The 25,848-nt window shown below is 73.0% G+C and carries 20 protein-coding genes; 7 read left to right on the forward strand and 13 right to left on the reverse strand.

What is annotated here, in order from left to right:
* Positions 1 to 179 precede the first annotated feature (179 nt).
* The gene (locus HNP84_RS52565; protein WP_185048094.1) at positions 180 to 509 is read left to right on the forward strand and encodes a DUF485 domain-containing protein; all 330 of its coding nucleotides are present in this window, start codon (positions 180 to 182) and stop codon (positions 507 to 509) included.
* Positions 506 to 2,122 carry a monocarboxylic acid transporter gene (locus HNP84_RS04680; RefSeq protein ID WP_312923739.1) on the forward strand — a complete coding sequence of 539 codons (1,617 nt, stop codon included), beginning with the start codon at positions 506 to 508 and terminating at the stop codon, positions 2,120 to 2,122. The genes HNP84_RS52565 and HNP84_RS04680 overlap by 4 nt, the downstream gene beginning before the upstream one ends.
* A gap of 200 nt (positions 2,123 to 2,322) precedes the next feature.
* Here the strand turns inward: HNP84_RS04680 and HNP84_RS04685 are convergent, their stop codons facing one another.
* The 7 genes from HNP84_RS04685 to HNP84_RS04715 all read right to left on the reverse strand — a co-directional run bounded on the left by HNP84_RS04685 (position 2,323) and on the right by HNP84_RS04715 (position 14,010).
* On the reverse strand, positions 2,323 to 3,864 hold the full coding sequence (locus HNP84_RS04685; RefSeq protein ID WP_312923740.1) for an MFS transporter: 1,542 nt from the start codon (positions 3,862 to 3,864) through the stop codon (positions 2,323 to 2,325).
* A complete protein-coding gene (locus HNP84_RS04690) occupies positions 3,861 to 4,439 on the reverse strand; it encodes a TetR/AcrR family transcriptional regulator (RefSeq protein WP_185048096.1) in 579 nt (192 codons plus the stop codon). Before HNP84_RS04690 ends, HNP84_RS04685 begins: the two co-directional genes overlap by 4 nt.
* 54 nt (positions 4,440 to 4,493) lie before the next feature.
* Positions 4,494 to 6,050 (reverse strand): WS/DGAT/MGAT family O-acyltransferase, encoded by a 1,557-nt coding sequence (locus HNP84_RS04695; RefSeq protein WP_185048097.1) that lies wholly within the window; start codon positions 6,048 to 6,050, stop codon positions 4,494 to 4,496.
* Positions 6,051 to 7,699: 1,649 nt separating this feature from the next.
* Positions 7,700 to 9,397 (reverse strand): DNA polymerase/3'-5' exonuclease PolX, encoded by a 1,698-nt coding sequence (gene polX / locus HNP84_RS04700; protein ID WP_185048098.1) that lies wholly within the window; start codon positions 9,395 to 9,397, stop codon positions 7,700 to 7,702.
* Positions 9,398 to 9,440: 43 nt separating this feature from the next.
* Entirely contained in the window at positions 9,441 to 10,838 is a 1,398-nt protein-coding gene (locus HNP84_RS04705) for a phenylacetate--CoA ligase family protein (RefSeq protein WP_312923742.1), read from the reverse strand.
* 244 nt (positions 10,839 to 11,082) lie between these two features.
* Complete coding sequence (locus tag HNP84_RS04710) at positions 11,083 to 12,231, reverse strand: DUF5685 family protein (protein WP_185048100.1); 1,149 nt, start codon at positions 12,229 to 12,231, stop codon at positions 11,083 to 11,085.
* A gap of 129 nt (positions 12,232 to 12,360) precedes the next feature.
* Positions 12,361 to 14,010 (reverse strand): alpha/beta hydrolase, encoded by a 1,650-nt coding sequence (locus tag HNP84_RS04715; RefSeq protein WP_185048101.1) that lies wholly within the window; start codon positions 14,008 to 14,010, stop codon positions 12,361 to 12,363.
* 209 nt (positions 14,011 to 14,219) lie between these two features.
* On the opposite strand from HNP84_RS04715, the gene HNP84_RS04720 reads away from it, so the two are divergent.
* Together HNP84_RS04720 and HNP84_RS04725 are read left to right on the forward strand one after the other, a co-directional pair.
* On the forward strand, positions 14,220 to 15,305 hold the full coding sequence (locus HNP84_RS04720; protein WP_185048102.1) for a class I SAM-dependent methyltransferase: 1,086 nt from the start codon (positions 14,220 to 14,222) through the stop codon (positions 15,303 to 15,305).
* 143 nt (positions 15,306 to 15,448) lie between these two features.
* On the forward strand, positions 15,449 to 16,390 hold the full coding sequence (locus HNP84_RS04725; protein ID WP_185048104.1) for an ankyrin repeat domain-containing protein: 942 nt from the start codon (positions 15,449 to 15,451) through the stop codon (positions 16,388 to 16,390).
* Here the strand turns inward: HNP84_RS04725 and HNP84_RS04730 are convergent.
* The gene (locus tag HNP84_RS04730; RefSeq protein ID WP_185048106.1) at positions 16,387 to 17,268 is read right to left on the reverse strand and encodes a helix-turn-helix transcriptional regulator; all 882 of its coding nucleotides are present in this window, start codon (positions 17,266 to 17,268) and stop codon (positions 16,387 to 16,389) included. The genes HNP84_RS04725 and HNP84_RS04730 overlap by 4 nt on opposite strands.
* Before the next feature lie 114 nt (positions 17,269 to 17,382).
* On the opposite strand from HNP84_RS04730, the gene HNP84_RS04735 reads away from it, so the two are divergent.
* Positions 17,383 to 18,087, forward strand: a complete 705-nt coding sequence (locus tag HNP84_RS04735) for an SDR family oxidoreductase (RefSeq protein WP_185048108.1) — start codon at positions 17,383 to 17,385, stop codon at positions 18,085 to 18,087.
* 88 nt (positions 18,088 to 18,175) lie between these two features.
* On the opposite strand, the gene HNP84_RS04740 is transcribed toward HNP84_RS04735, so the two are convergent.
* The 4 genes from HNP84_RS04740 to HNP84_RS04755 form a co-directional block, all read right to left on the reverse strand.
* Positions 18,176 to 18,892: a VIT1/CCC1 transporter family protein gene (locus HNP84_RS04740; protein WP_185048109.1), complete on the reverse strand. Its 717-nt coding sequence runs from the start codon at positions 18,890 to 18,892 to the stop codon at positions 18,176 to 18,178.
* Positions 18,889 to 19,101, reverse strand: coding sequence for a hypothetical protein (locus tag HNP84_RS04745; protein ID WP_185048111.1), 213 nt, complete (start codon positions 19,099 to 19,101; stop codon positions 18,889 to 18,891). Before HNP84_RS04745 ends, HNP84_RS04740 begins: the two co-directional genes overlap by 4 nt.
* The gene (locus HNP84_RS04750) at positions 19,098 to 19,895 is read right to left on the reverse strand and encodes a COG4280 domain-containing protein (protein ID WP_185048113.1); all 798 of its coding nucleotides are present in this window, start codon (positions 19,893 to 19,895) and stop codon (positions 19,098 to 19,100) included. Before HNP84_RS04750 ends, HNP84_RS04745 begins: the two co-directional genes overlap by 4 nt.
* Positions 19,896 to 20,007: 112 nt before the next feature.
* A complete protein-coding gene (locus tag HNP84_RS04755) occupies positions 20,008 to 21,675 on the reverse strand; it encodes a M14 family metallopeptidase (protein ID WP_185048114.1) in 1,668 nt (555 codons plus the stop codon).
* A 239-nt stretch (positions 21,676 to 21,914) separates the two neighbouring features.
* Here HNP84_RS04755 and HNP84_RS04760 point away from each other — a divergent pair, with 239 nt between their 5' ends.
* The gene (locus HNP84_RS04760; protein WP_221335860.1) at positions 21,915 to 22,550 is read left to right on the forward strand and encodes an FMN-binding negative transcriptional regulator; all 636 of its coding nucleotides are present in this window, start codon (positions 21,915 to 21,917) and stop codon (positions 22,548 to 22,550) included.
* 11 nt (positions 22,551 to 22,561) lie between these two features.
* Here the strand turns inward: HNP84_RS04760 and HNP84_RS04765 are convergent, their stop codons facing one another.
* Positions 22,562 to 23,926, reverse strand: coding sequence for a M14 family zinc carboxypeptidase (locus HNP84_RS04765; protein ID WP_221335861.1), 1,365 nt, complete (start codon positions 23,924 to 23,926; stop codon positions 22,562 to 22,564).
* Positions 23,927 to 24,130: 204 nt separating this feature from the next.
* On the opposite strand from HNP84_RS04765, the gene HNP84_RS04770 reads away from it, so the two are divergent.
* The gene (locus HNP84_RS04770) at positions 24,131 to 25,816 is read left to right on the forward strand and encodes a PucR family transcriptional regulator (protein WP_185048116.1); all 1,686 of its coding nucleotides are present in this window, start codon (positions 24,131 to 24,133) and stop codon (positions 25,814 to 25,816) included.
* The last annotated feature ends 32 nt before the right edge of the window (positions 25,817 to 25,848 follow it).

The following is a 25,848-nucleotide window of genomic DNA, read 5'->3' on the forward strand; positions in this document are numbered from 1 at the left end:
GCACCTGACAGCCCGATCCGACCGTTCGTCGCGGAGATCTGACCACTCGTCGCAGCCGGGCACCGGTTGAACGCGGTCCGCCGACGCCTCGGCGAACGTACCCGCCGGGGCACTCCCGGCGGCGTACCCTCCGCTCCTACGGTAGCCGTGATCCACATCACATTCGTGGGAGGTACTGGGTGACCACGAAACACCACGACGCATCCGTGTATGAACAGGTGCAGAGCAGTGAGCAGTTCCAGGAGCTGAAGCGGCGCTTCCGCGCGTGGACGTTCCCGATGACCGCCGCGTTCCTCGCCTGGTACCTGCTGTACGTGATCCTTTCGGCTTGGGCGCGCGACTTCATGGGCATCACGTTGTTCGGCAACATCAACGTGGCGCTGATCTTCGGTGTGCTGCAGTTCGTCTCGACGTTCCTGATCGCGTGGGCGTACGCACGGCATGCGGGCAAGAAGCTCGACCCGCTGGCCGACCAGCTCCGGCACGAGGTCGAGGAGAAGCAGCAGTGAACGACTCGTCCCATGTCCTGTCGACCATATTGTTCCTGGTGTTCGTGGTCGCCACGCTGGGCATCACCTTCTGGGCCAGCCGCCAGACCAAGGACGCCACCGACTTCTACGCCGGCGGCCGGTCCTTCAGCGGCGCGCAGAACGGCCTGGCGATCGGCGGTGACTACATGTCCGCCGCGTCGTTCCTGGGCATCGCCGGCATCATCGCCCTGTCGGGCTACGACGGGTTCCTGTACTCGATCGGGTTCCTGGTCGCCTGGCTGGTGGCGCTGCTGCTCGTCGCGGAGCTGATGCGCAACTCCGGCAAGTTCACCATGGCCGACGTGCTGGCGTTCCGGATGAGCCCGCGCCCGGTGCGCACCGCCGCGGGCGTGTCCACGATCACGGTCAGCATCTTCTACCTGCTGGCCCAGATGGTCGGCGCGGGCGCGCTGGTCGGCCTGCTGCTCGGCGTGACGAGCGACGCGGGCAAGGCGCTGACGATCGTCGGCGTCGGCGCCCTGATGATCGTCTACGTCGTGGTCGGCGGCATGAAGGGCACCACCTGGGTCCAGATCGTCAAGGCCGTGCTGCTCATGGGCGGCGCGACGCTGATCACGCTGCTGGTGCTGGGCAAGTTCGGCTTCAACCTCTCCGCGCTGCTCGGCGAGGCGGCCCAGAAGAGCGGCAAGGGCGAGGCGTTCCTCAACGCCGGTGGGAGGTACGCCACCGACGCGCAGGGCCTGGCCGGCAAGATCGACCTGATCAGCCTGGGCCTGGCGCTGGTGCTGGGCACCGCCGGCCTGCCGCACATCCTGATCCGGTTCTACACCGTGCCCACCGCCAAGGACGCCCGCAAGTCGGTGCTGTGGGGCATCGGCATCATCGGCACCTTCTACCTGCTCACCCTGGTCCTCGGCTTCGGCGCCGCGGCCCTGGTCGGCTCCGGTGCCATCGCCGCGCAGGACAAGGGCGGCAACACCGCCGCGCCACAGCTCGCCCTGGCCGTCGGCCAGCAGCTCTTCGGCGACGTGGGCGGCACCGTACTGCTGGCGATCATCGCGGCCGTCGCGTTCGCCACGATCCTGGCGGTGGTGGCCGGCCTGACCCTGGCCTCCTCCTCCAGCTTCGCGCACGACCTGTACGCCCACGTGTTCAAGCGCGGCACCGCCACCGACCGGGAGGAGGTCCTGGTCGCCAGGATCGCCGCGTTCGTCATCGGCGCGGTCTCGATCGGCCTGGGCATCCTGGCCCAGGGGCAGAACGTCGCCTTCCTGGTGGCGCTGGCCTTCGCGGTCGCCGCCTCCGGCAACCTGCCCGCGATCCTGTACAGCCTGTTCTGGCGGCGGTTCAACACCGCCGGCGCGGTCTCGGCGATCTACGGCGGCCTCGTGTCCGCCCTGGTCCTGGTGATCTTCTCGCCGGTCGTGTCGGGCAGTGAGACGGCCCTGTTCCCCGACGCCGACTTCGCCTGGTTCCCGCTGTCCAACCCGGGCATCCTGTCCATCCCGCTCGGCTTCTTCGCCGGCTGGCTCGGCACGGTGCTCAGCAAGGAGCACAACGCGGCCAAGTTCGCCGAGATCGAGGTCCGATCCCTCACCGGCGTGGGCGCGGAGAAGGCGAGCCAGCACTGACCACCCCGGCGCTTCGCTGGTGACCTCGGCGTCTGCACAAGCCGGGCATCAAGCGCCCCGGTGCCCGTCTCCATCCCCGCCATGACCCGCGGGGCGGGGACGGGCACCGCACCCGCACCTCCCTCCACGGTCCCCCTGCCAGGGACCGGAAGCGGCCCGGCCTCCCCCCACCCGGCCGGGCCGCTTCGTCTTCCTTCCGGCTAGTGCTGCGAGGCCGACAGGTCCAGCGTCCTCGGCGCGAGCAGCCAGACCGCCGCCGCCGCGGCGAGCATCAGGACGGCGCCCGCGAGGCCGAAGGTCTCCAGCGCGGTCACGAACGCCCGCCTCGCCTCCTCGGCCACCTGGGCGCCCTCCGCGCCCAGCGCGGCGGCCACCGCCAGCGCCCCGGCCAGCGACTCGCGCGCCGCGGCCTCGCCGCCGGCCGCGACCAGCTCCGTCAGGCGGGCCACCGGCAGCCCGGCCCGGTACACCGCCGCCGCGACGCTGCCGAGCACGGCCACGCCGAGCGCGCCGCCCAGCTCGTACGCCGTCTCCTCGATCGCCGCCGCGCTGCCGGACTTCGCCGCCGGCGAGCTCGACATGATCACCGCCGAGGCGATGGTCAGGCTGCCCATCCCCGCGCCGATCAGCACCAGCCCCGCGGTCGCCCAGCCCAGGCCGAGCGGCGACGGCGCGAGGAACAGCGCCGCGTACCCGGCGGCCGACAGCAGCAGGCCCCCGGCGAGCACGGCCCGCGCCCCCGTCCTCGCGGCCAGCGCGGGCGTCAGCGGCGCGACGACCCCGCCCGCCACCGCGGCGGGCAGGAGCAGCAGGCCGGTCTGCAGTGCCGAGTAGCCCAGCACGAGCTGCATCCACTGCGCGATGAGCAGCATCATCCCGGCCATGGCCATGCTGGTGGACAGCGCCGCGACCACGCCCGCCGCGAACGCCGGCCGCCGGAACAGCCGGATCTCCAGCAGCGGGTCCGGCCGGCGCAGGCAGCGCGCGGCGAACCAGCCCAGGCACAGGGCCGCGACCGCGAAGGCGGCCAGGGTGGCCGGGGCGGCGAACCCGTCGGACCCGGCGTGCTTGATCGCGTACACCAGCGCGACCATCCCGGCCATCGACAGCAGCGTGCCGGGGAAGTCCCACCGCCCCGGGGTCGGATTGCGCGACTCGGGCAGCAGGAACGCCCCCGCGATCACCGCGACGACCATGACCGGCACGTTCACCAGGAACGCCGCCTGCCAGGAGAACCGCTCGACCAGGAGCCCGCCCAGGATCGGGCCCAGCGCCGAGCCGACCGCCGCCATCGCCGACCATACGCCGAGCGCCGTCGCCCGCTCGCGCGGATCGGCGAACATCGCCCGGATCATGGACAGCGTGGACGGCATGATCATCGCCCCGCCGACGCCGAGCAGGGCCCGCAGCGCGATCACCGTCTCCGGGTTCGCGGCCAGGACCACCGCGGCCGACACCACGCCGAACACCGCGAACCCGGTCAGCAGCATCCGCTTGCGTCCCCACCGGTCGCCCAGCGCGGTCACGCTGACCAGCAGCCCCGACAGCACCAGCGGATAGACGTCCACCATCCACAGCAGCTCCACCGACCCCGGCCGCAGGTCGGCGGCCAGCGCGGGCAGGGCCACGTTCAGGATCGTCATGTCCATGACGACCAGCAGCAGGCTCGCGCTCAGCACCGCCAGCCCGGCCCACCGCCGCCGGTAGCCCTTCTCGGCGGGGACCGTGATCTGCTTGGTCACGGCCTCTCCTTCGCCGGTGCCGCCAGGCCGTGCAGCACGGTCTCCAGCAGCAGGCGCTCGGCGTCGCGGGCGGCGATGTCGCCGTTGCGCAGGCTGTCGCGCACGCTGATCAGCAGGCCGTACACCGCGTTGCCCACCCAGCGCGGCGGCACGTCGGGGCGCAGCACCCCGGCCCGCTGCGCGGCGGCGGCGAGCGCCTCGTCGCGGTCCTCCAGCTCCCGCGAGTACGCCTGCAGCTCCGGCAGCACGGCGATCAGGCTGTCGGTGAGCGCGAAGCCGAACTCCTCCGACTGGGTGATCAGCTCGCTCACGTACCGGCGCAGCGCCGCCTCCAGGCGCTCCGCGCTCCCGTCGGCGATGGCCTCCTCGACCCCGGCCACGCGGTGCGCCCGCGCCCACACGTCCAGCGCACGCCTGCCCATGTCCGCGAACAGGGCCTCGCGGCTGCTGAAGTGCCGGTGCAGCGTGGCCCGGCTCACCCCGATGCCATCGGCGATCTCGGCCATGGACGCGGTGGGGTCCGCGTTCAGATGCCGGATCGCCGCGGTGATGATCTGATCCCTGTTAAGAGCCATGAGTCAACTCCGTCCCGTATGCGACAATTATGTCTCATCCGGGACGGAGTTGTGTCAGGATCGGGCGTGCGCTTTCGAGGTCTTGCGCCCCGCGGCACGCCGGGCGGCCGGCTTGCCCGCGGGCTTGCCCGCCGCCGGCTTGGCCGGCCCCGGCGGCGCGGGCGCCGGCGGCGGGATCAGCGCCACCAGCTCCTCCAGCGCCGCGCCCAGGTGCTCCACCAGCCGGCCCGCGTCCTCCACGTGATCCGGGCAGGCGACCACGCCGAAGTCCAGGTTGCCGTCATAGGAGAAACAGGTGATGTTCAGCGCGCCGCTGACGTCCGACAGCACCGACATCGGGTAGTACGCCTCCAGCTTCGCGCCCGACAGGTACAGCGGGAACTGCGGCCCCGGCACGTTCGACACGATCAGGTTGATCGGCGGGAACGCCGTGGCGGCCAGGCGGAACACCGGCCCGGTCGCGTACGGCGTCACGGCCGGGGGCAGCAGCGCCGGCAGCTCGCGCAGCCAGGTCGCGGGGGAGCGGGCGAACCGGCGCTTGGCCGCCCGCATCGCCGCCGCCACCGCGTGCAGCCGCTCCCGCGGCCCCGCCACATCGGTGGCCAGCGGCGCGATCATCGCGGAGAGCTGGTTGCCCGCCCGCTCCGAGGCCCGGGAGGTGCGCACCGCGACCGGCACCGCCGCCACCAGCGGGCGATCGGGCAGCGCGTCGTGCTCCACCAGCCACGCCCGCAGCGCCGACGCGCACAGCGCCATCACCACGTCGTTCACACTGATCCCGAACGCCTGCCCCACCCGCTTCACCTCGGCCAGCGGCAGCGACCCGTACGCCACCCGCCGCCTGGCCGACACCGGCCCGTTGAACGGCGTGCGCGGCACGGGCGCCGGCGGCAGGTCGGGGATCGGGCGCCGGTCACCGGTCAGCAGCCGCGCGGCCCGCGCCACTATGCGCGCGCCCGGCAGCCCGGCCACCAGCGGCACCGCGTCCAGATCGGCCACCGTACGCCGCAGCGAGCCCAGCGCCCCGAGCGGGTGCGCCAGCGTCCGGGTCGCGGCCCGCGCCAGCATGGTCACGGTGTCGGGCGCGGTCACCCGCCCGTCCTCGTCACCGGGATCGGGCCTGGCGGGCACGCACTCCTCCGGGGCGACGTCCAGCAGCGCGGCCAGCGTCTCCGCCCCGGACACGCCGTCGATCGCGCAGTGGTGCACCTTGGTGTAGACGGCCACCTTGCCGTCGGCCAGCCCGTGGATCAGGTGCATCTCCCACAGCGGACGGCCGCGGTCGAGGTGCCGCTCGTGGATGCGCGCCACCTCGTCGGCCAGGAGGCCCGGCTCGGCCAGCGTCGTCTCGTACACATGGTCGGCGGGGTCGAAGCCGGGGTCCTCGGTCCAGTACGGATGGTCCAGCCCCAGCGGCACGTCCGCGAGCCGCAGTCGCAGCGCCGGAGCGAGGTGCACGCGACGCCGCAGCAACGCGACCAGGTCGTCCCGGGTGATGGCGCCCGAGGGCGCGCAGGCGGGATCGAGAATCGCCACCCCGGCCACGTGCACGGCGGTCGTCGCCGACTCGGCGTGGAGGAACTGCGCGTCGAGTGCAGTCAACTGGCGCATCGTCCCGGCCTCCTGCGAGTGGATGGGAAGGGGATGGTGAGCATCTTCACGCGTAGTGGTTTCAGGCACGTTTCGGGGGAGTCTCCCGCAGATTCTCCCGGCTGAAATCGAGTGCTACGGCCCGCAGATGGCGATATCCGCCGCGCCGGTATGCGCCGATTCCCGAATCGACCAGCGGGAACAATTCCCCGCCCCACGAAGGTGACACTTCCCTTTCTGAACCCTTGGCCCATTGATCGCAAAACGCGAACCCAATGCCTCCCCCCACGCGCGACCCGTCTCGCCACGCGACCCGTCTCGCCCGTCCGGGGAAGGGTGTGCCCGCCGGGGGAAGGATGCGCGCGCCCGGGGAAGGTTTGCCCGTCCGGGGAAGGTGTGTCGGCCCACCGATGGTGTGCCCGCCCGCCAGTGGCGTGCCCGCCTGCCGGACGGCCTGCCCTGGCACGGTGCGGCGCAAGTCAAGCGACCTGGCCTGGCCCCGCCCAGCGCGGTCCGGCCCGACCTAGCGCGGTCCGGCCCGACCTAGCGCGGTTCGCCGACCAGCGCGTCCCGGCGCCGACCCGGCCCCGGCGGGACCCACCCCGGTGCGATCCGGCCCCGGCGCGAGCCGACCCGGTGCGACTCGCCCTGGCCCGGCACGTGGCGTGCCCGCCTACCGGACGGCCCGCCCTGGCACGGTGGGGCACGAGTCAAGCGACCTGGCCCGGCCCCGCTCAGCGCGGTCCGGCCCGACGTAACGCGGTCCGGTCCGACCAGCGCGACCCGGTCCGCCCCGCCGAGCGCGGTTCGGCCCGACCTAGCGCGGTTCGCCGACCAGCGCGTCCCGGCGCCGACCCGGCCCCGGCGGGACCCACCCCGGTGCGATCCGGCCCCGGCGCGACTCGTCCCGGCCCCGCCGGTGGCGTGCCCGCCCGCCGATCCCGCCCTGAGGTTCCCGTGACCGGCCCCGCAGGCGCGGTGTCCGATGGCGGTGCCTCCCTACCGGTTGCGGTTTGCCGTCGGCGTCATCGGCCACAGGCGAAGGCGCCCCCCGCCCGCCGAGGGTGCGCCCGCCTACCGAGGGCGCCCTGACGCTCCCGTGACCGGTCCGGTAGGCGCGCTGTCGGATGGCGGTGCTCCCCTCAGCGGTTGCGGTTTGTGGTGGGCATCATCGGCCAGAGGCGAAGGCGCCACCGCCTGCTGAGCATGCGCCCGCCACCGAAGGTGCGCCGCCCGCTGATGGTGCGCCTGTCCGGGAACGCGCCTGTCCGGGAAGGTGCGCCCGCCCGCTGAAGGCGCCCCGGCCCGACCGGCGCGGCCCGGTTCGGCGTGACGCGGCCTGGTGCGACCCGCTCCGGCGCGACCCGCCCCGGCCCGGCAGGTGGCGTGTCCGCCCGCCGGTGGCGTGCCCGTCCGCCGATCCCGCCCCGAGGTTCCCGTGACCGGCCCGCAGGCGCGCTGTCCGATGGCCGCGGCTCCCACCGGTTGCGGTTGCCGTCGGCATCATCGGCCACACCGGCGGACGCACCGGAGCCGAGATCGTTCGCGGTGGCCGGCCCGCTCACCGCCGATCACCACCACCACCTCCACTCCGGCCTTCGCCGGTGGACCATGCTCGCTGCTCGGTTCCCGGCCGGCCGGTTCCCGTCGCGACCGGGGGTGTTCCGGGGTCAGGTGCGGTTGAGGAAGGACAGCAGGCGGTCCAGGGGCCAGGTGTTGATGACGTCGTCGGGGGTGAGCCAGGCGCGCTGGGCCAGGCCGATGCCGAAGCGCTGGTGGGCCAGGTGGGGGATGGCGTGGGAGTCGCTGTCGATGGAGAACTTGACGCCGTGGTGGCGGGCCAGGCGGACCAGGTCGGCGGGGAGGTCGGAGCGGTCGGGGTAGGAGTCGATCTCCATGGCCGTGCCGGTGGCGGCGGCGCAGCGGAAGACGGCGTCCCAGTCGGCATCGACGGGGGCGCGCTTGCCGATCTTGCGGGTGGTGGGGTGGCCGATGATGTTGACCTGGGGGTTCTCGCAGGCGGCGATGAAGCGGGCGGTCATCTCTGCGCGCGACTGGGTGAAGTGGGAGTGCACGCTGGCCACCGTCACGTCGAAGCCGGCCAGGATCTCCTCGGGCCAGTCGACCGAGCCGTCGGGGCCGATGTTGAGCTCGGTGCCGTGCAGCAGGCGCATGCCGGGGTACTGCTCCTGGAGCAGGGCCAGGCGCTCGCGCTGGGCGAGGGCCTTCTCCAGGGTCATCCGCTGCATGACCAGGTCGGGCGCGTGGTCGGTGACCGCGTAGTACGAGTAGCCGCGCCGCGCCGCCGCCGCGACCATCTCCTCCAGGGAGGCGATGCCGTCGGTGAGGTCGGTGTGGGTGTGCAGGTCGCCCTTGAGATCGGACAGCTCCACCACCCGGGGCAGCTCGCCCCGGAGCGCCGCCTGCACCTCGCCGCCGTCCTCACGCAGCGTGGGCGGAATCCACGGCATGCCGAGCGCCCGGTAGATGTCCTCCTCGTCCTCGGCCGCGATCACCCGATCGCCCTCGAACAGGCCGTACTCCGACAGCTTCCAGCCCCGCTTGACCGCCATCTCGCGGATGTGGACGTTGTGCTCCTTGGACCCGGTGAAGTACTGCATCGCGGCGCCCCACGACTCGGCGGGCACCACCCGCAGATCCACCTGCAGACCCCGCGAGGTGCGGATCGAGGTCTTCTTCTCGCCCGCGGCGATGACCTCGGCGACGTAGGGCTGGGCGCGGAAGTCGGCCATCAGCGACTCGGGGCCGACGGCCAGGATGTCGACGTCGTGCAGGGTGTCCTTCATCCGGCGCAGCGACCCGGCGTACGCGATCTTCCGCACGCCGGGCAGGCCGGACAGGGACGCGATGACCTGCTCCGCCGCCTCCATCGCGACGCCGATGTGCACCTTGCGGCCCGACTGCTCCATCTGCTCGATGCCCCGCAGCAGGTTCTCCTCGGTCTTGGCGCCGAAGCCGCGCAGCCCGGTCAGCCGCCCCGCCCTGATCGCCTCCGCCAGCGCGGCCGGGGAGTCGATGCCCAGCTCGTTGAACAGGAAGATCGCCTTCTTCGGCCCCAGCGAGGGGACGCGGGTCATCAGCCGGACCCCCTCGGGCACCTGCGCGCGCAGGTCGTCGAGCTGCCGGAAGCTGCCCCGCCGCAGGAACTCCTCCACCTTCTTCGCGATGGCCTCGCCCACCCCCGGCACCTTGCGCACCTCGGCCTGCGAGATGTCCTCCGGGTAGCCGGCGATGGCCTTGGCCGCCTTCTGGTAGCTGCGCACCCGGAAGGCGTCGCCGCCGGTCATCGCGAACAGATCGGCGTATTCCTCAAGCGCCGCAGCGGCCTCATCGTTAGCCCGAGCCATGCCCTCAGCGTAGGCGCTCGCCCCGACATTTCCGCGGTCTGGGTCAGGGGCGGGTGTAGCGGTGCTTGACCCCCGGGGGGAAGTACTCCGGGTCGGCGGTGGGGCGCAGGTGGACCTCGGGGAGGCGGCGGCCGGCGGGGACGTAGTGGGCGTACTCGCTGTTCAGGCGGGTCAGGTGGGTGAGGATCGAGTGGGCCAGCGACTCCGCCAGGGCGGGGGAGGGGGAGCGGCCGGGAGCCAGCTCGACCGTGACCCGCAGGCGGCGGTCGCGCGACTCGTCCTCCACGACCTCCATGACGAACTTGCCCGTCACCGCTCGGTTGACCTCGGGCTGCTCAAGGCCGACCGAGACGTTCTCGGGGTAGACGTTCGCCCCGTAGTACGACACCGCGAACCGGCCCCGGCCGAAGACGTAGACGAAGGGCAGCGCGGGCGACGGGTCGGGCGGGTGGTGGCCGTGGTCGGCCAGGAAGGCGAGCATGCGGTCGTACGGCACGACGCCGCCGTCGTCGGCGATGTGGTAGCGGATCAGGGGGACGCCGTTGTCGCCGGTGAACACCAGGGTGCCGGCCACGGTCTCGAACAGGCGTGAGTTCGGGTCGTACTGGACCAGGGTGGGCAGGCGGGTGGAGCCGAACAGCTCGCGGGCGGCGTCGGGGCGGGTGGCCAGGAAGCGGCGGACGCCGATGGACAGCGGGGTCTCGTTGCCGAGCACGCCCGCGTCGGCGGTGCCGTACAGGGAGGCGGTGGCCGTGGCGGGGTCGGCGATGCCGGCGCGCTCGCACACCAGCGTGCGCCACTCCTCGCTGAAGACCTCGCCCGCGGTGACCAGCTTGAGGTCGTATTCGGCCCAGGGCACGCCGGCGGCGGCCCCGGCGTCGATCACGTCCTTGAGGAACGGCGGGTAGCCGAGCAGCACCACCTGGTCGAAGTACGGGGCCAGCTCGGGGACGACGCGCAGGATCTCGCGCATGTCGTTGCCCGGCGCGACCGAGGTGATCGGGTAGCCGCGGTCGGCCAGGTGGCGGCAGCAGGCGAGGGTGAACAGGCCGCCGACCCAGGTGCCGAGCGCGAAGCAGACCACGGCGAGCGTGCGCCGCCCGCGGGCGCCGAACGCGTCGCGGAAGACCTGCTCGAAGCGGGCCGCGATGGCGTGCTCGTCGGCGGTCGAGCGCGGCCAGAACGACGGCGTGCCGGTCGAGCCGGAGGAGACGGCGATCATGTCGCCGATCAGGCCGTCGCGGCACAGGTCGGGCAGGGGGTGGCGGCGGGTGTAGGTGTCCTTGGTGGTGAGCGGCAGCGTGGTGAAGTCGTGAAATGTCGTGATCTTCTGAGGGTCCACGCCGTGCTCCCGCAGGAACGCCCGGTAGGCCGGGACCCTGTGGGCCACCTCGTGGAACAGCTCTACCGCCCGCTCCTGCGGGCTCACCGGGTCGGTCACGGGACCGACCATAAGGGTCTCGGAGGCCGTTCGGCCACAAGGCCACAAGGGCCACAAGGGCCATAAGGTCTCGGTCGGGGGTTGGGCCGTGGTCGTGCGGCTTCGGTGGGGGGTGGGGCGTGGTCGTGCGGTCTCGGTCGGGGGGTGGGGCGTGGTCGTGCGGCTTCGGCCGGGGGCCGGGCATGGCCATGCGGTCTCGGCCGGGCTCCGCCATGGCGTCTCGGCCGCAGGCTGGTGGTGGGCGTCAGTTGCAGTTGCAGTCGCAGTCGCAGCACTTGCAGCAGCCGTCGTCGCAGCGGCAGCTCCGGCAGCACTTGATCGCGTCGCAGCACACCGTGCAGTCGGGGCAGTCGCCGCAGTCGCAGACGTCGAAGCGGTCGCGGCAGCGCTTGCCGCGGTCCTCGCTCCAGCGCGGCTGGTACGCCCCGCAGGTGCAGGCCATCAGGCCGTCGCCCAGGCAGCCGGGCAGGCCGGACGGGCGGGGAGGCAGGGTGCGGCCGGGGTGGTGGCCCGGTGGGGCGTCCTGTGTGGTCTCGGCGAAGGTGCGGTGCACCGCGCGGGACACCTCGTGGACGAGCAGGGCGTGGGTGAGGCCGGGCCGGGCCAGGTCCAGGTCGCCGATGGCGAGCTTGAGGCCGTGGGCGGCGTCCTCGCACAGGCGGCGTGCCTCGGCGAGGTCGGTGCCGGTGGCGTCGAGCGGGTTGAACGCGCCGGAGGCCCGGTCGGCGGGCAGGTCCTCCACGGCGTCGATCAGGTGGGCGAGGCGGCCGAAGAACCGGCCCGCCTCGGTGAGCGCCGGTACGTTGTGCGGCCTGCCGGTCAGCACGCCGGTGTGCGCGAAGACGGCGGCCACCGCCGTCTCGGTGGGCTCGGTCAGGGCCAGGAGCGGGGAGGCGGGGTTCCCGGCCGCCTCGCGTTCCAGGGCCGGCTGGCGGCTCAGGGCCTCGGTGATCACGGCGGCGTCGAGCCCCAGTTCGCCGGCGTCCGCGGCGCCCGCCCTGGACCAGCGGCCCGCCAGGGCGCGGGCGGCGCGGGCGACGAGCGGGCGGGCGTACGGGCCGTCGGCGTCGGCCACGTGGTCACCGAGCTTGCCGGCGGCCAGGATGAGCGAGGCCGCGGCGGCGAGCCTGGCGCCCTCGGCCCGCGCCGGCACGACCTCGGCGGAGGCGAAGCCGCGCAGCGCGCACGGGCCCGCCTTCCTGCGCCGGTACTCCTGTGGGGCCTGGGCCTCGGTGAGCACCGAGACCAGCAGCCCGTCGTAGTTGGTGGCGGTACGGGCGGCGTGCCCGTGCCGGTCGCGCAGGGTCAGGCACAGCCCGCACAGGTGAGACAGCCATTGCCGGTGCAACCCGCCGCACAGCGTGTGCCGGCATGGCCGGATGATTCCGAACACGAGGACAGAGGCTAGGGCGGGCCGCTTGCGAACGGCTTGCGGCCCGGCCTCGGACCCGCTGCGGAGGACGGTTCGGAGGCGATCGCAGCACCCCGCCGAGGGTGAGGCCGCCGGGCACGGGGGTGGCGGTCAGGGGCAGCGGGTGCCGTCGGCCGGGACCTTGCCCTGGAGCAGGAAGTCGTCCACCGCCTTGACCACGCACGGGTCGCCGGTGTCGTAGGAGCCGTGGCCCTCGCCGTGCAGCGTGACCAGCCGCGCGTTGCCGAGCTCCCTGGCCAGCGCGGGCGCCCACGCGTACGGGGTGGCCGGGTCGCCGGTGTTGCCGAGCACCACGATCGGCGCCGAGCCGGGCGCGCTGACCTCCTTGGCCTCGTCGTCGCCGGGGAAGGGCCAGCCGGTGCACTGCATCAGGTTCCAGGCCAGCAACGGCCCGAAGACGGCCGAGGCGCGGCGGAAGCGGGGCAGTGCGGCCTCCACGTCGGAGACGGTGTAGCGCTCGGTGGTGTCGTCGCACTTGATGGCGGTGTTGGCGGCGTTGAGGTTGGTGTAGGTGCCGTCCTCGCGGCGGCCGTTCTGGGCGTCGGCGAGGCTGAGCAGCACGGTGCCGTCGCCCTCGTACGCCATGGTCAGGCCCTGGCTGAGCACGGGCCACAGTTGCTTGGAGTACAGCGCGGTGGCCACGCCGCTGACGCCGAGGGTCTGGCTCAGCGGGCGGCCCTGGCTGGTCCGGATCGGCTTGGCGTCGAGCCCTTCGAGGAAGGCGCGGATGTCGGAGATGATCGCCTCGGCGCTCTTGTCGCCCTTGCTGGGCGGGCAGTCGGTGGCGCCGCGCTTGGCGCACGCCTCGGCGTAGCTGCGCAGCGCCCGCTCGAAGCCGGCCGCCTGCTGGAGATTGAGGTCCCTGGTGGAGATCTTGGTGTCCACGGCGCCGTCGAGCACGATGCGGCCGGTGCTGCGGGGGAACTGGTGCGCGTACACGCCGCCGAGCCAGGTGCCGTAGGAGATGCCGAAGTAGTTGAGCTTGTCGTCGCCGAGCGCGGTGCGCAGCAGCTCCATGTCGCGGGCCGCGTTCACGGTGCCGACGTGGCCGAGCACCTTGCCGGAGCGGGCCTGGCAGGCCCGTACGTACGCCCGTTGCTCCGCCTCGAACATGCCGACCTCGGCCGCGTCGTCGGGGGAGGAGTCGGACTGCATCGAGGCGTCCATCTGCCGGTCGTCCAGGCACTCGACCGGCGCGCTGGCGCCCACCCCGCGCGGGTCGAAGGAGACCAGGTCGTAGCGGGTGTTCAGGGTGCGCCACTGGCCGAGGGTCTGCTTGAGGATGTCCACGCCGGACGCGCCGGGGCCGCCGAAGTTGAACAGCAGCGATCCGATGCGGGGGCCGGGGCCGGTGGCCCTGGCCCGGATCACGGCGATGCCGATCGTGCCGGCCCCGGGGTCGTCGTAGTCGAGCGGGACGCGCATCGTGGCGCACTCCAGGGCGGCCGGCTGGGCGCCGGTGGTCGTGGGGGCGGGCTGTGCGGGGGATGTGGTCGTGGGAGAGGTCGTGGCGGGGGAGGTGGTCGCGGGGGCGCGCTCGGCGGGGGAGGTGGTCGCGGCGTCGCAGGGGCCCCAGGCGAGCGGGGCGGGCTGGAAGGAGACCCCGGCCACCACGGCGCCGCCGGGCAGGTCGCGGCCGGTGCGCAGCCCGGTCTCGCCGTCGTCGCCCTCGCACCCGGCCGCCGAGGTGAGCAGGGCGCAGACCCCCGCCCCGGCCGCCACGACACGCCGCGCCGCCATCACTCGCACCACCATCATCCCCCTGCGCTGTTGTCACTGTGGGGGATCGCTCAACTCTATCCCGTAATCGCCGCCACCCGGCGCAGGGTGCTTGAGCCATGCCGATCCGCGTGTCAGTGTGGGGCATACCCACCCACGCAGAGGCATGTAAATGCACGCATAAGCACGTAAAAGCATGTGAAGGCCCGCGAATCCAGGCAGGGGTAGTCATGGTGTCGGCCAAACGGATCATCGCGCGCGCTGTCTTCGGCCACAGGTACGACCGCGTCCCATGGGGGCAGCGGGTCTACGTCCGGCCCGGGGAACGGTACGCCAGGGAGGCTCAGTGGTGGCTGCGGCTGCGCAGGGCACCGGTGCTGTCCCTGGAGGAGTATCAGGCCAGGGTGCCCCTGGGCGAGATCGAGGAGTTCATAAGCTGCCACCTGTGCGGCGAGTCGCGGCAGCAGCCGCTGTTCCGGCCGGCCGCGCAGAAGGACAACGGCAAGACGCGGTGGTCCTACCGCGTCGTACGCTGCCCGTCCTGCGGCTTCCTCTACCGCAACCCCAACGTGCGCCCCGAGCGGCTGGGCGACCTGTACGCCACCAACTACAGCGGCTTCCTCACCGGCTCCTACGCGCAGAACCGGCAGCGGCGCTACCGGCTGACCATGTCGGCGTTCTCGCCGGTCTTCGACGACGGCACCGGCCGGCGCCTGCTCGACTTCGGCTGCGGCGCCGGGCTGTTCCTGGAACTGGCCGAGCAGCGCGGCTTCGACGCCTGCGGCGTGGACCTCTCGCCCGACTCCGTCGCCGAGGCCAACCGGCGGCTGACCAAGGCCCGCGCCTACTTCGGCGCGCCCGAGGACGTCGAGGAGGTCGCCCGGGGCGGCTTCGACGCGATCACCCTGTGGTCGGTGCTGGCCCACCTGCCGCGCCCGCTGGACGACTTCACCCGCTTCCGCGGGCTGCTCGGGCCGGGCGGGGTGCTGCTGATCCTGACCGTGAACGCCGGCTCGCTGCTGCTGAAGGCGTACGGCTCGGCGTGGAGCGGGTTCACCAAGAACCACCTGATGTTCTACTCCGCCAAGACCCTGCCGGTCCTGCTGCGCCGCACCGGGTTCGCCGGGGTCGCGTTCGCGCCGTTCTTCGGCGACACGGTGGAGGAGGGCACGACCCGGCTCTCGCCCGCGTACGCCCGCCGCCTGCGCCGCACCGTCATCGCCAGCGACGGCGGCAACATGATGCGCGCCCTGGCCTTCGCCGACGAGGAGGCCATCGCCCGCTGGGGCTCCGGCCTGGCCGTCCAGCGCCTCTGAACCGCCCGTCGCACCCCTTCGGCGCGCCCCCGGAGCCGCGTGTCCCCCGGAAAGCCGTCTGGCGCCGGATCGCGCCGGAATATGGGCTGGCTTACGGCCTGCCGTGTTCCGCGCGTAAGGTGATCGACGGGGTGGGGAGCGACATGCACACATGGCGACTGGAATGGGCGGCCTGGCAGCGGATCACTCCCGCCGTGCTGCGCGAGCGGCTGGCGCTGGGGGCCGATCCCGACGCCCGGCTGCACGCGCTGGGCAACACGCCGCTGTTCGAGGTGCTCGCCCGCGACGGCGCGGCCGAGATGATCGACGCGCTCGCGGCGGCCGGAGCCACGATCGACGTGCTGAACCTGACCGGCCAGACCCCGCTGTGGGAGGCGGTGCGCATCGGGCGGCGCGATTCGGTGCGGGCGCTGCTGCGCGCCGGGGCCGACCCGTGGCGCCCGCTGTTCGCCCAGTGGTCGCCGGGCCTGCTCGGCATGTGCGGCCCGCTGGCCGACCTGTTCGAGGACCTGCCGGGCGCGCCGCGGCTCGGCCCGAACCTGCGCGAGATGCTGGAGTACGCCGACATCCTCATCGAGTCCTACGCGTCCTGGCAGGGGCACCGGGCGGTCGGCTTCGTCGCGGGCGTGGCCGAGGAGGACGTGCTGAGCCGGCTCGGCGCGCTGCGGGGCGAGCGGGCCGGGGAGGAGCCGGCGGGGCCGGGCTACGAGGCCGTCCACGTGGCCACCTCGCCGTACGGCGGGGTGGTGCTGCACCAGGACGACGGCGCGGCGCTGGTGGTGGAGCGCTGCTGCCGGGCCCTGACCACCCCCACCGGGCTGCTGGCCAGCGTGTCCGCCGGACCGGGCGGAGGGACGTACGTGCACGTGTGGCGCGACGGGCGGCGGGTGCGGCACGTCGAGCCCGGCCAGGAGCCCGGGGCCGAGGGCCCGATCGAGGAGTGGCTGTGCCACTTCGGCGACCTGAGCGGCGACTACGGCCGCATGGAGCGGGCCCTGGCCTACATGTCCATGATCACCGGCGTGGCCGCCGAGGAGCGCTGGACCCGCGAGGCCCCGCACCACCGGGTGCTGGTGCCCCGCTAGACCCGTACGGCCGAGACCCCGGGGGCGACGCCGATGGCGGGCGTGCCCGGTGGCGGCGGGTCCAGAGCGGCGAGCGCGCGAATGGGATCGCGCTCGGGGGCGCCGTCCAGCGAGGTGTACATGACCACCCGCTGGTCGCGATCGGGCACCAGGAGCACCTGGCAGTTGACCCAGACCGTGCCGATCGAGGGGTGGTGGAACCTCTTGCGCTGGTCGCGGCGGATCTCGACGTCGTGGCGGGCCCACAGCGCCGCGAACTCCGGGCTGCACGCGGTCATCTCGGCGACCAGCGCCTGGATCTCGGGGTCGTGGGGGTAGCGCCCGGCGGCGACGCGCAGGTCGGCGACGGCGCCGCGGGCGAAGCGGCCCTGCTCCTCGTCGTCCAGGTACTCGCGGATCTCGGGTGAGGTGAAGCACCAGCGGATCACGTTGAGCCGGTCCGGCGGCATGGAGCCGAGGTCGCCCGTGATCAGGCGCGTCATGCGGTTCCAGGCGAGGATGTCGTACTTGGCGTCCATCACGTACGCCGGGATGTGCCCGAGCGCCTCCAGCATCTCCAGGATGCCGGACGGCACCTCGCGGCAGGGCGCGCCGTCGGGCGAGGGCCCCTCGCCGAGCAGGTGGAACAGGTGGGCCCGCTCGTCGGCGGTCAGCATCAGCGCGCGGGCCAGCGCGTTGAGCACCTGGCGCGAGGGGCGCGGCCCCCGCCCCTGCTCCAGCCGGATGTAGTAGTCCACCGACATCCCGGCGAGCTGGGCGACCTCCTGGCGGCGCAGGCCCGGCGTGCGCCGCCGCCCGGTGTCGGGCAGCCCGGCCTCGCGCGGCCCGATCCTGGCCCTGCGGGTGCGGAGGAAGTCGGCGAGCTGGCTCCTGTCCATGCCGTACACGCTAACCGCGGCCCCGTGCCGGGGGTACGGCCGAGGGTGGTATCGCCGATCCCAGCCTGCGGCGGTCTCTCCCGCCCGCGCCGGCCCGGCCGCATCGTGATCCTCATGATTGCTCTGATAACCGGTGCGAACAAGGGAATCGGCCACGAGATCGCCCGCCTGCTCGGCGAGCGCGGGGTGACGCCGATCGTCGGGGCGCGGGACGAGAAGCGCGGCCGGGAGGCCGCCGACCGGCTCGGCGCCCCGTACGTGCGGCTGGACGTGACCGACGCCGCGTCGGTCGCGGCGGCGGCCAAGCAGATCGAGGAGGAGCACGGCCGGCTGGACATCCTGGTGAACAACGCCGGGATCATCGTCCACGGGGAGGACTCCAGGCCCAGCGCCACCCCGCTGGAGGCGGTGCGGCGGACGTACGAGGTGAACGTGTTCGGCGTGATCACGGTGACGAACGCGATGCTCCCGCTGCTGCGCCGGGCCCCGGCGGCGCGGATCGTGAACATGAGCAGCGAGCTGGGCTCGCTGACGCTGACCACGAACCCGGACACGCCGTGGTACGACTACGTCGAGCTCGGCTACAACTCCTCCAAGGCCGCGCTGAACATGGTCACGGTGTCCTACGCCAAGGAGCTGCGCGACACCCCGATCAAGGTGAACGCGGCCAACCCGGGCTACTGCGCGACCGACCTGAACGCGCACCAGGGGTTCCGCACCGCCGAGCAGGGCGCCGCGATAGCGGTCGAGCTGGCCCTGCTCGGCGATGACGGTCCCAGCGGCGCCTTCCTTCAGGACGAAGGGCCGCTGCCCTGGTGAGACGGCATGGTGAGACGGGCCTGGTGAGAAATGGTGAGACGGGCATGGCGAGACAGACGTGTGAGCGGCCGGTGGCCCGGCCGCCCGGTCAGCCGATGGCCGTGCCCACCAGGTGGCCGATGCCGTAGGTGACGGCCGCGGCGGCGGCGCCCAGGACGAGCTGCCGGGCGCCGCCGAACAGCGGGTGGCGGGTGGTGATCCGGGCCACCAGCGCGCCGCTGCCGAACAGCGCGAGGGCGGTCAGCACCACCGCGGCGGTGATGGAGCCGAACCCGAACAGGAACGGCAGCAGCGGGATGAGCGCGCCGAGCGCGAAGGCGAGGAAGGACGACCCGGCGGCCACCCACGGCGAGGGCAGGTCGTCGGGGTCCACGCCCAGCTCCTCGCGGGCGTGCACCCGCCAGGCGATCTCGCCGTTCTTGTGCAGCTCCTCGGCCACCTGCCGGGACAGGTCGGGGGAGAGCCCGCGCGACTGGTACAGCAGCGCCAGCTCCTCCTTCTCGGCCTCGGGGTGGCGGTCGATCTCGCGGCGCTCGACCGCGATCTCGGCCTTGGTCATCTCGGTCTGCGAGACCACCGAGGTGTACTCGCCGGTCGCCATGGAGAAGGCGCCCGCCGCCAGGCCGGCGAGGCCGGCGATGGTGACGGTGGTGGCGGACGCGCCGCCGCCGACGACCCCGGCGATCAGCGCGGCGTTGGACACCAGGCCGTCCATCACGCCGAACACCGCGGGCCGCAGCCAGCCGCCGGTGACGTCGCGATGGTGGTGGTGCTGCTCGGCCACGTGTTCCTGCACGAGGGTCATCGGGACCTCCTCACGTCGATCACGACGGAGGCGGTGAAGAACGCGATGAGCAGGACCCCGCCGAACGCGGCCAGGGCGGGGCCGGTCACGCCGCCGAGCAGCAGCGCGAGCACCACCGCCAGCGCGGCCACCACGGCCACGGCGATCTTCCAGTCGTCGCCGATGATGAAGTCATACCAGAACTGGCCGAATCCCTTGAGGAATCTCAACGGACCATTCCTTCCTGGGGGGTGGCGACCGGAGCCCCCTTGATGCGGGGCAGCGTGACGACGAGCACGCGGGAGATGACGATCCAGGCGGCGAGCAGGCCGAGGATCGCCCAGTCGGAGCCGGGCCAGGACAGGCTCTCGCCACTCGCGGTGAACACGCCCAGGCCCTCGACCGCCCAGTAGGCGCCGAAGCTGGCCAGCAGCAGGCCCACGCCGTACTTGAGGGTGTTCTCCGGGATCATGGCCAGCGGCCGGTGCAGGATCGCGCCCGCGACGAGCACGATCACGGCCGCGGCGACGGCGCCCAGCACCGCGTACTGCATGTCGCCGGCGCTCAGGCCGAAGGTGATGACGATGAACACCACCTCGACGCCCTCCAGGAACACGCCCTTGAAGGAGACGACGAAGGCGAAGGTGTCGATCCCGAAGCGGCGCTTGGACTCGGCCTGCCTGGCCGCGGCGGTCTGCGCGGCGTACTCCTCGGTCTCGTCGTGCAGCGCCTTCAGGCCGGAGGAGCGCAGCACGGCCTTGCGCAGCCACTGCAGGCCGAAGATCAGCAGCAGCGTGCCCACGACGAGCTGCAGCAGCGCCTCGGGCAGCCACGTGCTCAGCGCGTAGCCGGTGACGACGGTGAAGGCGACCAGGGCGAGCAGCGCGGCGGCGGTTCCGGCCAGCGCCGAGCGCCACCCGCGGGTGACGCCCATGGCCAGCACGATGGTCAGGGCCTCGACGAACTCGACGAAGGACGCGGTGAAGGTCGAGGCCACAAGACCCCAGCTAGCACCCGACACCATGGACTCCAGTCTTGCGAGATGTAGCAACTGTTATTTTGAGCATAGGCTACAACTAACAGATGTAGTCCAGCCTAAGTTGCACATTCGCTCGCGGATTCGACTTCTGGAGTCGTCAGAGCGTCAGCGTCGCCTGGGCCGCGCCGGCTTTCGGGTGGTGGGCGCGCACGGCGACCGGGGTGCCCTCGGGGGCGGCGATGGTCCACTCGGTGACCGCCAGGTCGGGGGTGCCGGGCTCGTGGCCCCACCAGGTGGTCGTGGTGCGCGCCTCGCTGCGGCCCTCAAGCTGGCCCAGGTCGGTGCTCGGCTGGCCCGACAGCAGGCGCGCGCCCTCGGGCAGCGTCAGGTCCACCGCGATCGACCCGGCCACCTTGCGCTCCAGCGCCAGCTTCGAGCCGTACGTCGGCAGCCAGCCGGCGTTGCGCAGCACGAGCTGCACCCGGTGCACGCCCGGCGAGACCTGCTCGGAGCTGAGCGAGCGGATCTCCAGGCGGGGCGAGGTGAGCGCCATGAAGACGATCCACTCGCTGTGCGGGGCCACCTCGGCCTCCACCCGGTCCAGCGGCGGGTTGTACCAGTAGTTGATCTTGTCCCAGCCGCCCAGCTCGACCGGGCCGAGCTGCGGGTGGTCGAAGGGGTACCAGTCCACGAACCCCTTGCCGCCCAGCTCCTCGTCGCTCCACCTGATCATGGTCAGCGCGTCCTCCGCCGGGTGGTCGCCCAGCCAGACCGAGGGCGGGTGGGCCCCCTGCACGCCGGCCGCCTTCATCGGGCTCCACAGCTCGGTGATCCAGCTGAACAGGCCGCGCTGGCCGTACCACCAGCCGAGCTGGCCGCCGTAGAAGCGGCCGGGGCGGAACTTCAGGTCGTGGAACGACATCGCCGTGTAGCCGGTCAGCCGCTCGGCCTTCTCGCCGTACTCCTGGTAGACCCGCAGGTCGGCGTATGGCATCGGCTCGTCATCGTTCATCGGCGGGCGCAGGTGCACCCCGCCGAAGGTGTGGCAGGTGACGAAGTGCACCAGGTTGGGCCGCTCGGCCGCGGCGCGCATGATGGCCTGGATCTCCGGCTCCGACCCCGGGTACGGCCCGGCGTGCACCGGCGTCTCGGGCGCGGCGCCCCAGTCGGCCGGCAGGTTCTGCCCCAGGTCCAGGCCCTCCACCGGGTCGGCGACCGGCACGGTCACGCCGTCGTAGCCCTCGATCTCCCCCTCCAGGAAGATCCGGTAGTACAGCCCGCCCTCCTCGTCCGGCTCCCTGCGCACCAGCAGCCGGGGCTCGTCGGGGTGCGCCTTCCACGGGCCGTCGGGGTCGGGCACGCGCATGAACAGCACCCGGCCGTCGCCGTCCACGTCGCAGCCGTGCAGGCCGGGCTTGCGGCCGGGCTGCGGGTGGGGGCGCACGGAGGAGCGGACGTAGCGGCACTCGCCGAGCACCTTCTCCACTCCGTCGGGGTTGAGCCGGGGCACGACGTACAGCGTCCGGGTGTCCAGCAGCCTGGTCACCCGCTCGTCCTGGCCGTATCCCGACAGCAGCCGGTGGATCAGGTGCAGGGCCGCGAACGAGCCGGTGATCTCGGCCGCGTGGATGTTGGCCTCGACCAGGAAGCCGGGCTTGTCGGAGTGCGGGCCGGTGGCGGTGTTGGTGAGGGTCATCAGCCAGATGTCGCGCCCCTCCCAGGAGCGGCCGATGCTGCTCAGCTCGGCGAGCCCGGGGGCGTCCTCGGCCCACGACCGCAGCAGCTCGGACAGGCTCTCGTAGTCGTAGAACCGGTCGTAGGACACCGGAATAGGGACAGAAGGGGGCATAAAACCCGGACCTCGCTTTCGCCCGTACAGGCCGCCAGACATTACGAAAGGAGTGTGATCCGGGCGTAAGGGCGGGGTCATCGTCGAGACCCCCAACGTTGGCCGGGGCATCTTGTGGACCTCGGCAGAGCTCTGACGAGGCACTTGTAGCAGATGCACGCCTCAAGCCATAGTTACCGCATTCCGATGTCCGGTGTTATTTGTGGGGGTTCGCGGTGCTGGAACAGCGGGTTTTCGCCATGGAGGACGTGGCCGCGGTGCGCGCGCTGATCAGCGGCCACGGCTGGGCGACGCTGGTCAGCGACGGCGGCGACGCGGGGCCCGTCGTGTCGCACCTGCCGGTGATCCTCGACCCCGAGGACGACGGCGTGGTGGTGCTCGGGCACCTGGCCCGGCGCGACGCCGAATCGCACCGGCTCGGCGAGCGGCAGGCGGTGCTGGTCGTGCAGGGCCCGCACGGGTACGTCTCGCCGTCCTTCTACCGGGCCGGGCCGTACGTGCCGACCTGGAACTACGTGGTCGCGCACCTGCACGGCCGGCCCGAGCCGCTCGGCCCGGAGGAGACGTACGCCGTGCTGTCGGCGACCGTGGACCACTTCGAGGCCGTGCGCCCCAAGCCGTTCCGGCTGGCCGACGTGGAGGAGTACGGCCGGCGCATCGCCCCCGGCACCGCCGGCTTCCGGCTCGTCCCGGCGCGGATCGCGGCCAAGGCCAAGCTCAGCCAGGACAAGCCGGCCGAGGTGGTCGAGCGGGTGATCCGCGCGCTGGACGAGGACCCGGTGCACGCCCGGCCCGAGCTGGCGGCGGCGATGCGCGCCGCGCGCTCCACCGGCCCCGACCGGCGGGCATGACCGGGCGGGCGTCAGGAGCGGGACGCGGCGGCCTGGGCCGCCCCGGCGAGGATCGAGCCGTACTGGATGGCGACCAGGTTCCCGATCGGGATGGTCTCGTCGGGGGTGCCCGACTCGGCGTCGGCGCACCACTTCGCGTACGTCCGCGTCAGCGACGCCGCGTGCCGCCGGATCGCCGGGGTGCCGTTGCCGATGGCCAGCTCGCCTTCCAGCGCCCGCAGCAGCATCCCGCCGAACCGCAGCCGGAAGCTGTGCACCGTGCCCTCGCCCGACGCGCGCTCGGCCACCGTGGCGGGCCTGGCGCTGTCGTCCTGTGCGGCGCGCAGCTCGTTCGTCTCGGCGGTCACCCGGACCAGCGGCACGAAGAACCTGCTGGCCCGCAGGAACGGCGAGTCGGAGACCACGTCGGCCCGCACGCCCTCCAGCACCTCGTCCAGCAGCTCGGCCGTCTCGCGCAGCTCGGCGGCCTCCTTGAGCAGCAGGTCGGCGTAGAGGATCTCGGTCGGGGTGCGGTCGGCCGCCGCCGGGTCGATCCAGTAGGGCAGCTCGGCGGCCAGCCCCAGGGTGCCGTAACGGGCGGCGTAGGAGTCGCTGGCGGCGCCGCCGACCACGGCCACCGGGTCCTGGCCCATCTTCTCCGCGTAGTCGTACGCCTCGCGCATGTCGGGTGTCTGGAAGACCGCCTCGTCCAACTGCCGCACCGAGGGGTGCTCGGGCTCGCCGGCGTGCAGCGGCACGCCGTACCGGGCGGGCAGGGCGGTGAGCACCTTGTGCAGCTCGGGCTCGGGGCGGGTGAGGTAGAAGAACGCGCCGCCCAGCTCGGCGTTGTGCAGCGTGGTCATGAACGCCGGGCGGGTGTCGTCGATCAGCCGCATCAGCGCCAGCGTCTCCGGCATGACCTGGTCGAAGTAGGCGTCCTTGTAGGCGAACGGGAAGGTCCACTCCACCTGCTCGTCGCCCGCCGGGCGGTAGAAGTGCCGGCCGTAGTGCGACTTGGTGAACGGCCCGGCGAACCAGCCCTCGTTCAGGCGGGTGCCGTCGGGGTCGAGGCAGGCCACGATGTGCCAGGTGTACCCGGTGCGGGCGCGCAGCCCGGGGTCCTCGCACAGGCGGCGGGCGAGGTGCACCACGGTCAGGCCGCCGATGGGCTCGTTGGGGTGCGGCATCGCCCCGACCAGCGCGTGCAGCGGGCCGTCGCCGACGGTGAGGCACCACATCGGCTCGCCCAGCCGCGAGGTGCCGACCCGGCGCAGCGAGGCGACCTCGGGCCATCGGGCCGCGAGCTCTTCGAAGCCCTGGTTGATCTCATCGACGGTGAGGAACCTGGCGAATCCCGGTACGGTGTCGAGTTCGCTGGTCAACCACGGTTGCAGCACGTTGATCCCCTCGGTCGGCGTCCAGGGCACAGTCTGCCGAGGCGGCGTGGGGCGGGGCATCGTCGCCGGTCCCAAGCCGCGCGCGGCCGGCTTGTCGTCATCGATAGTCCACAACCGGCGCAGGATCAACCATCGACGGCTATTTGTCGATAAATGCGACAACATATGGCAGCGGCCGTCAATCGGTAAGAAAGTGAGGACCGGATGATCGACCGGGCTTCTGGCGGGGTGGTGACGCGGGTGCCGGACGCGGCCATGGTGCGGCCGTACCGGCCGGAGTTGCGGCAGGTGCTGGAGATGCTGGGCGCGCACGTGCTGACGGCCGTGTACGTGCCGGAGGGGGCCGCCCTGGGCGTCGCGGAGCCGGTCGTGCACGATCCGGACGACCCGCTCGCCGAGCGCGACGGCGCGGTGCTGCTGGCCGTGGGGGCCCGCGCCGACAGCCGGGAGAGCGCCGACCTGGTCCGGCTCGCCGCCGCCCGCGGCTACCGCGCCGTCGTGGTGAAGGACCGCGGCGCGGACCTCGGCCCGCTCCTCGCCGCCGCCCGCTCCGCCGGGATCGCCCTGCTCGCCGCCCCGGCCGACATCCCGTGGCGGCACCTGGACGCGCTGCTCACCGCGGCCATGACCGAGCCGGGCAGCGCCATCGCCACGACGTACGCCTCGGTCGGCATCGGCGACCTGTTCTCGCTGGCCAACGTGATCGCGGCCACGATCGGCGGCGCGACCTGCATCGAGGACCCGCAGGGGAACATCCTGGCCTACTCCAACCTGCCCCACCAGGAGATCGACGAGATCCGCAAGCAGGGCATCCTGGGCCGCAAGACCCCGGCGCGCCCGACCAACCGGGCCGAGTACAGCCGGGTGTTCCGCGCCTCCGGCCCGGTGCGCTTCGCCAGCCTGGGGCCCGGACACATCCCGCGCCTGGCCGTCGCGGTGCGCGCGGGCGCGCAACTGCTCGGCTTCATCTGGATCCTGGACGGCGTGCCGCCGGTGGTCCCGCAGGCCATGGACCTGCTGGAGAACGCCGGCCGGATCGCCGCGCTGCACATGCTGCGCGCCCGCACCCCCGCCGACCCCGCGCGGCAGCGGCGGGCCGAGGCGCTGCGCGCGCTGCTGGACGGCGACGCCGCCGCCGCGGCCAGGCTCGGCATGACGGCCCCGTGCGTGGTGGTCGCCTTCGCGCCCGCCGAGCCGACCGACGAGCCCGGCCTGGCCCTGGCGCGCATCGTGGACCTGGTCGGGCTGTGCTGCCAGGTATGGCACGACGAGGCGCTGGGCGTCACCGCCCCCGGCGGCGTGTACGCGCTGCTCCCGGTGCCCTCGGGCATCTCGCAGGAGCGCCTGGTCCGCTTCGCCGAGGACGCCGCCGCCACCGTGCTGCGCTCGACCGGGCTGCCGCTGCAGATCGGCCTGGGCTCGGTGGTGCCCGGCCTGGGCGACGTGCCCGCCTCGCGCAGGCTCGCCGACCGGGTGCTGCGGGTGCTGAGGGAGACCAACGGCGACGCGCCCGGCGTGGCCACCGAGGAGCAGATGCGCAGCCGCATCGCCCTGCTCGACCTCATCGAGCGCGGCGGCGCGGCCCCGGAGCTGCTGCTCGCCCCGGTGCGGGACATGATCGCCTACGACGCGGAGCACGGCACCACGTACGCCGCGACCCTGCTGGAGTACCTGGACGCGTTCGGCGAGGCCGCCAAGGCCGCCGCCGCGCTGTCGGTGCACGAGAACACCCTGCGCTACCGGATCAGGCGGCTGCACGAGCTGTTCGGCGTGGACCTGGGCGACTCCACCGAGCGGCTGGTGATCTGGCTGCAGCTCCGGCTGCTGCGCGCCGGTCGGCTGTCGCCGGGGACAACCGGACACCGCGGACTTCTCTCCCCCCGACGATGAGCCCCGGCCGCCGCACGACCTAGCGTCTGTGC

It is taken from the genome of Thermocatellispora tengchongensis, from assembly GCF_014202315.1.
Taxonomy (GTDB): domain Bacteria; phylum Actinomycetota; class Actinomycetes; order Streptosporangiales; family Streptosporangiaceae; genus Thermocatellispora; species Thermocatellispora tengchongensis.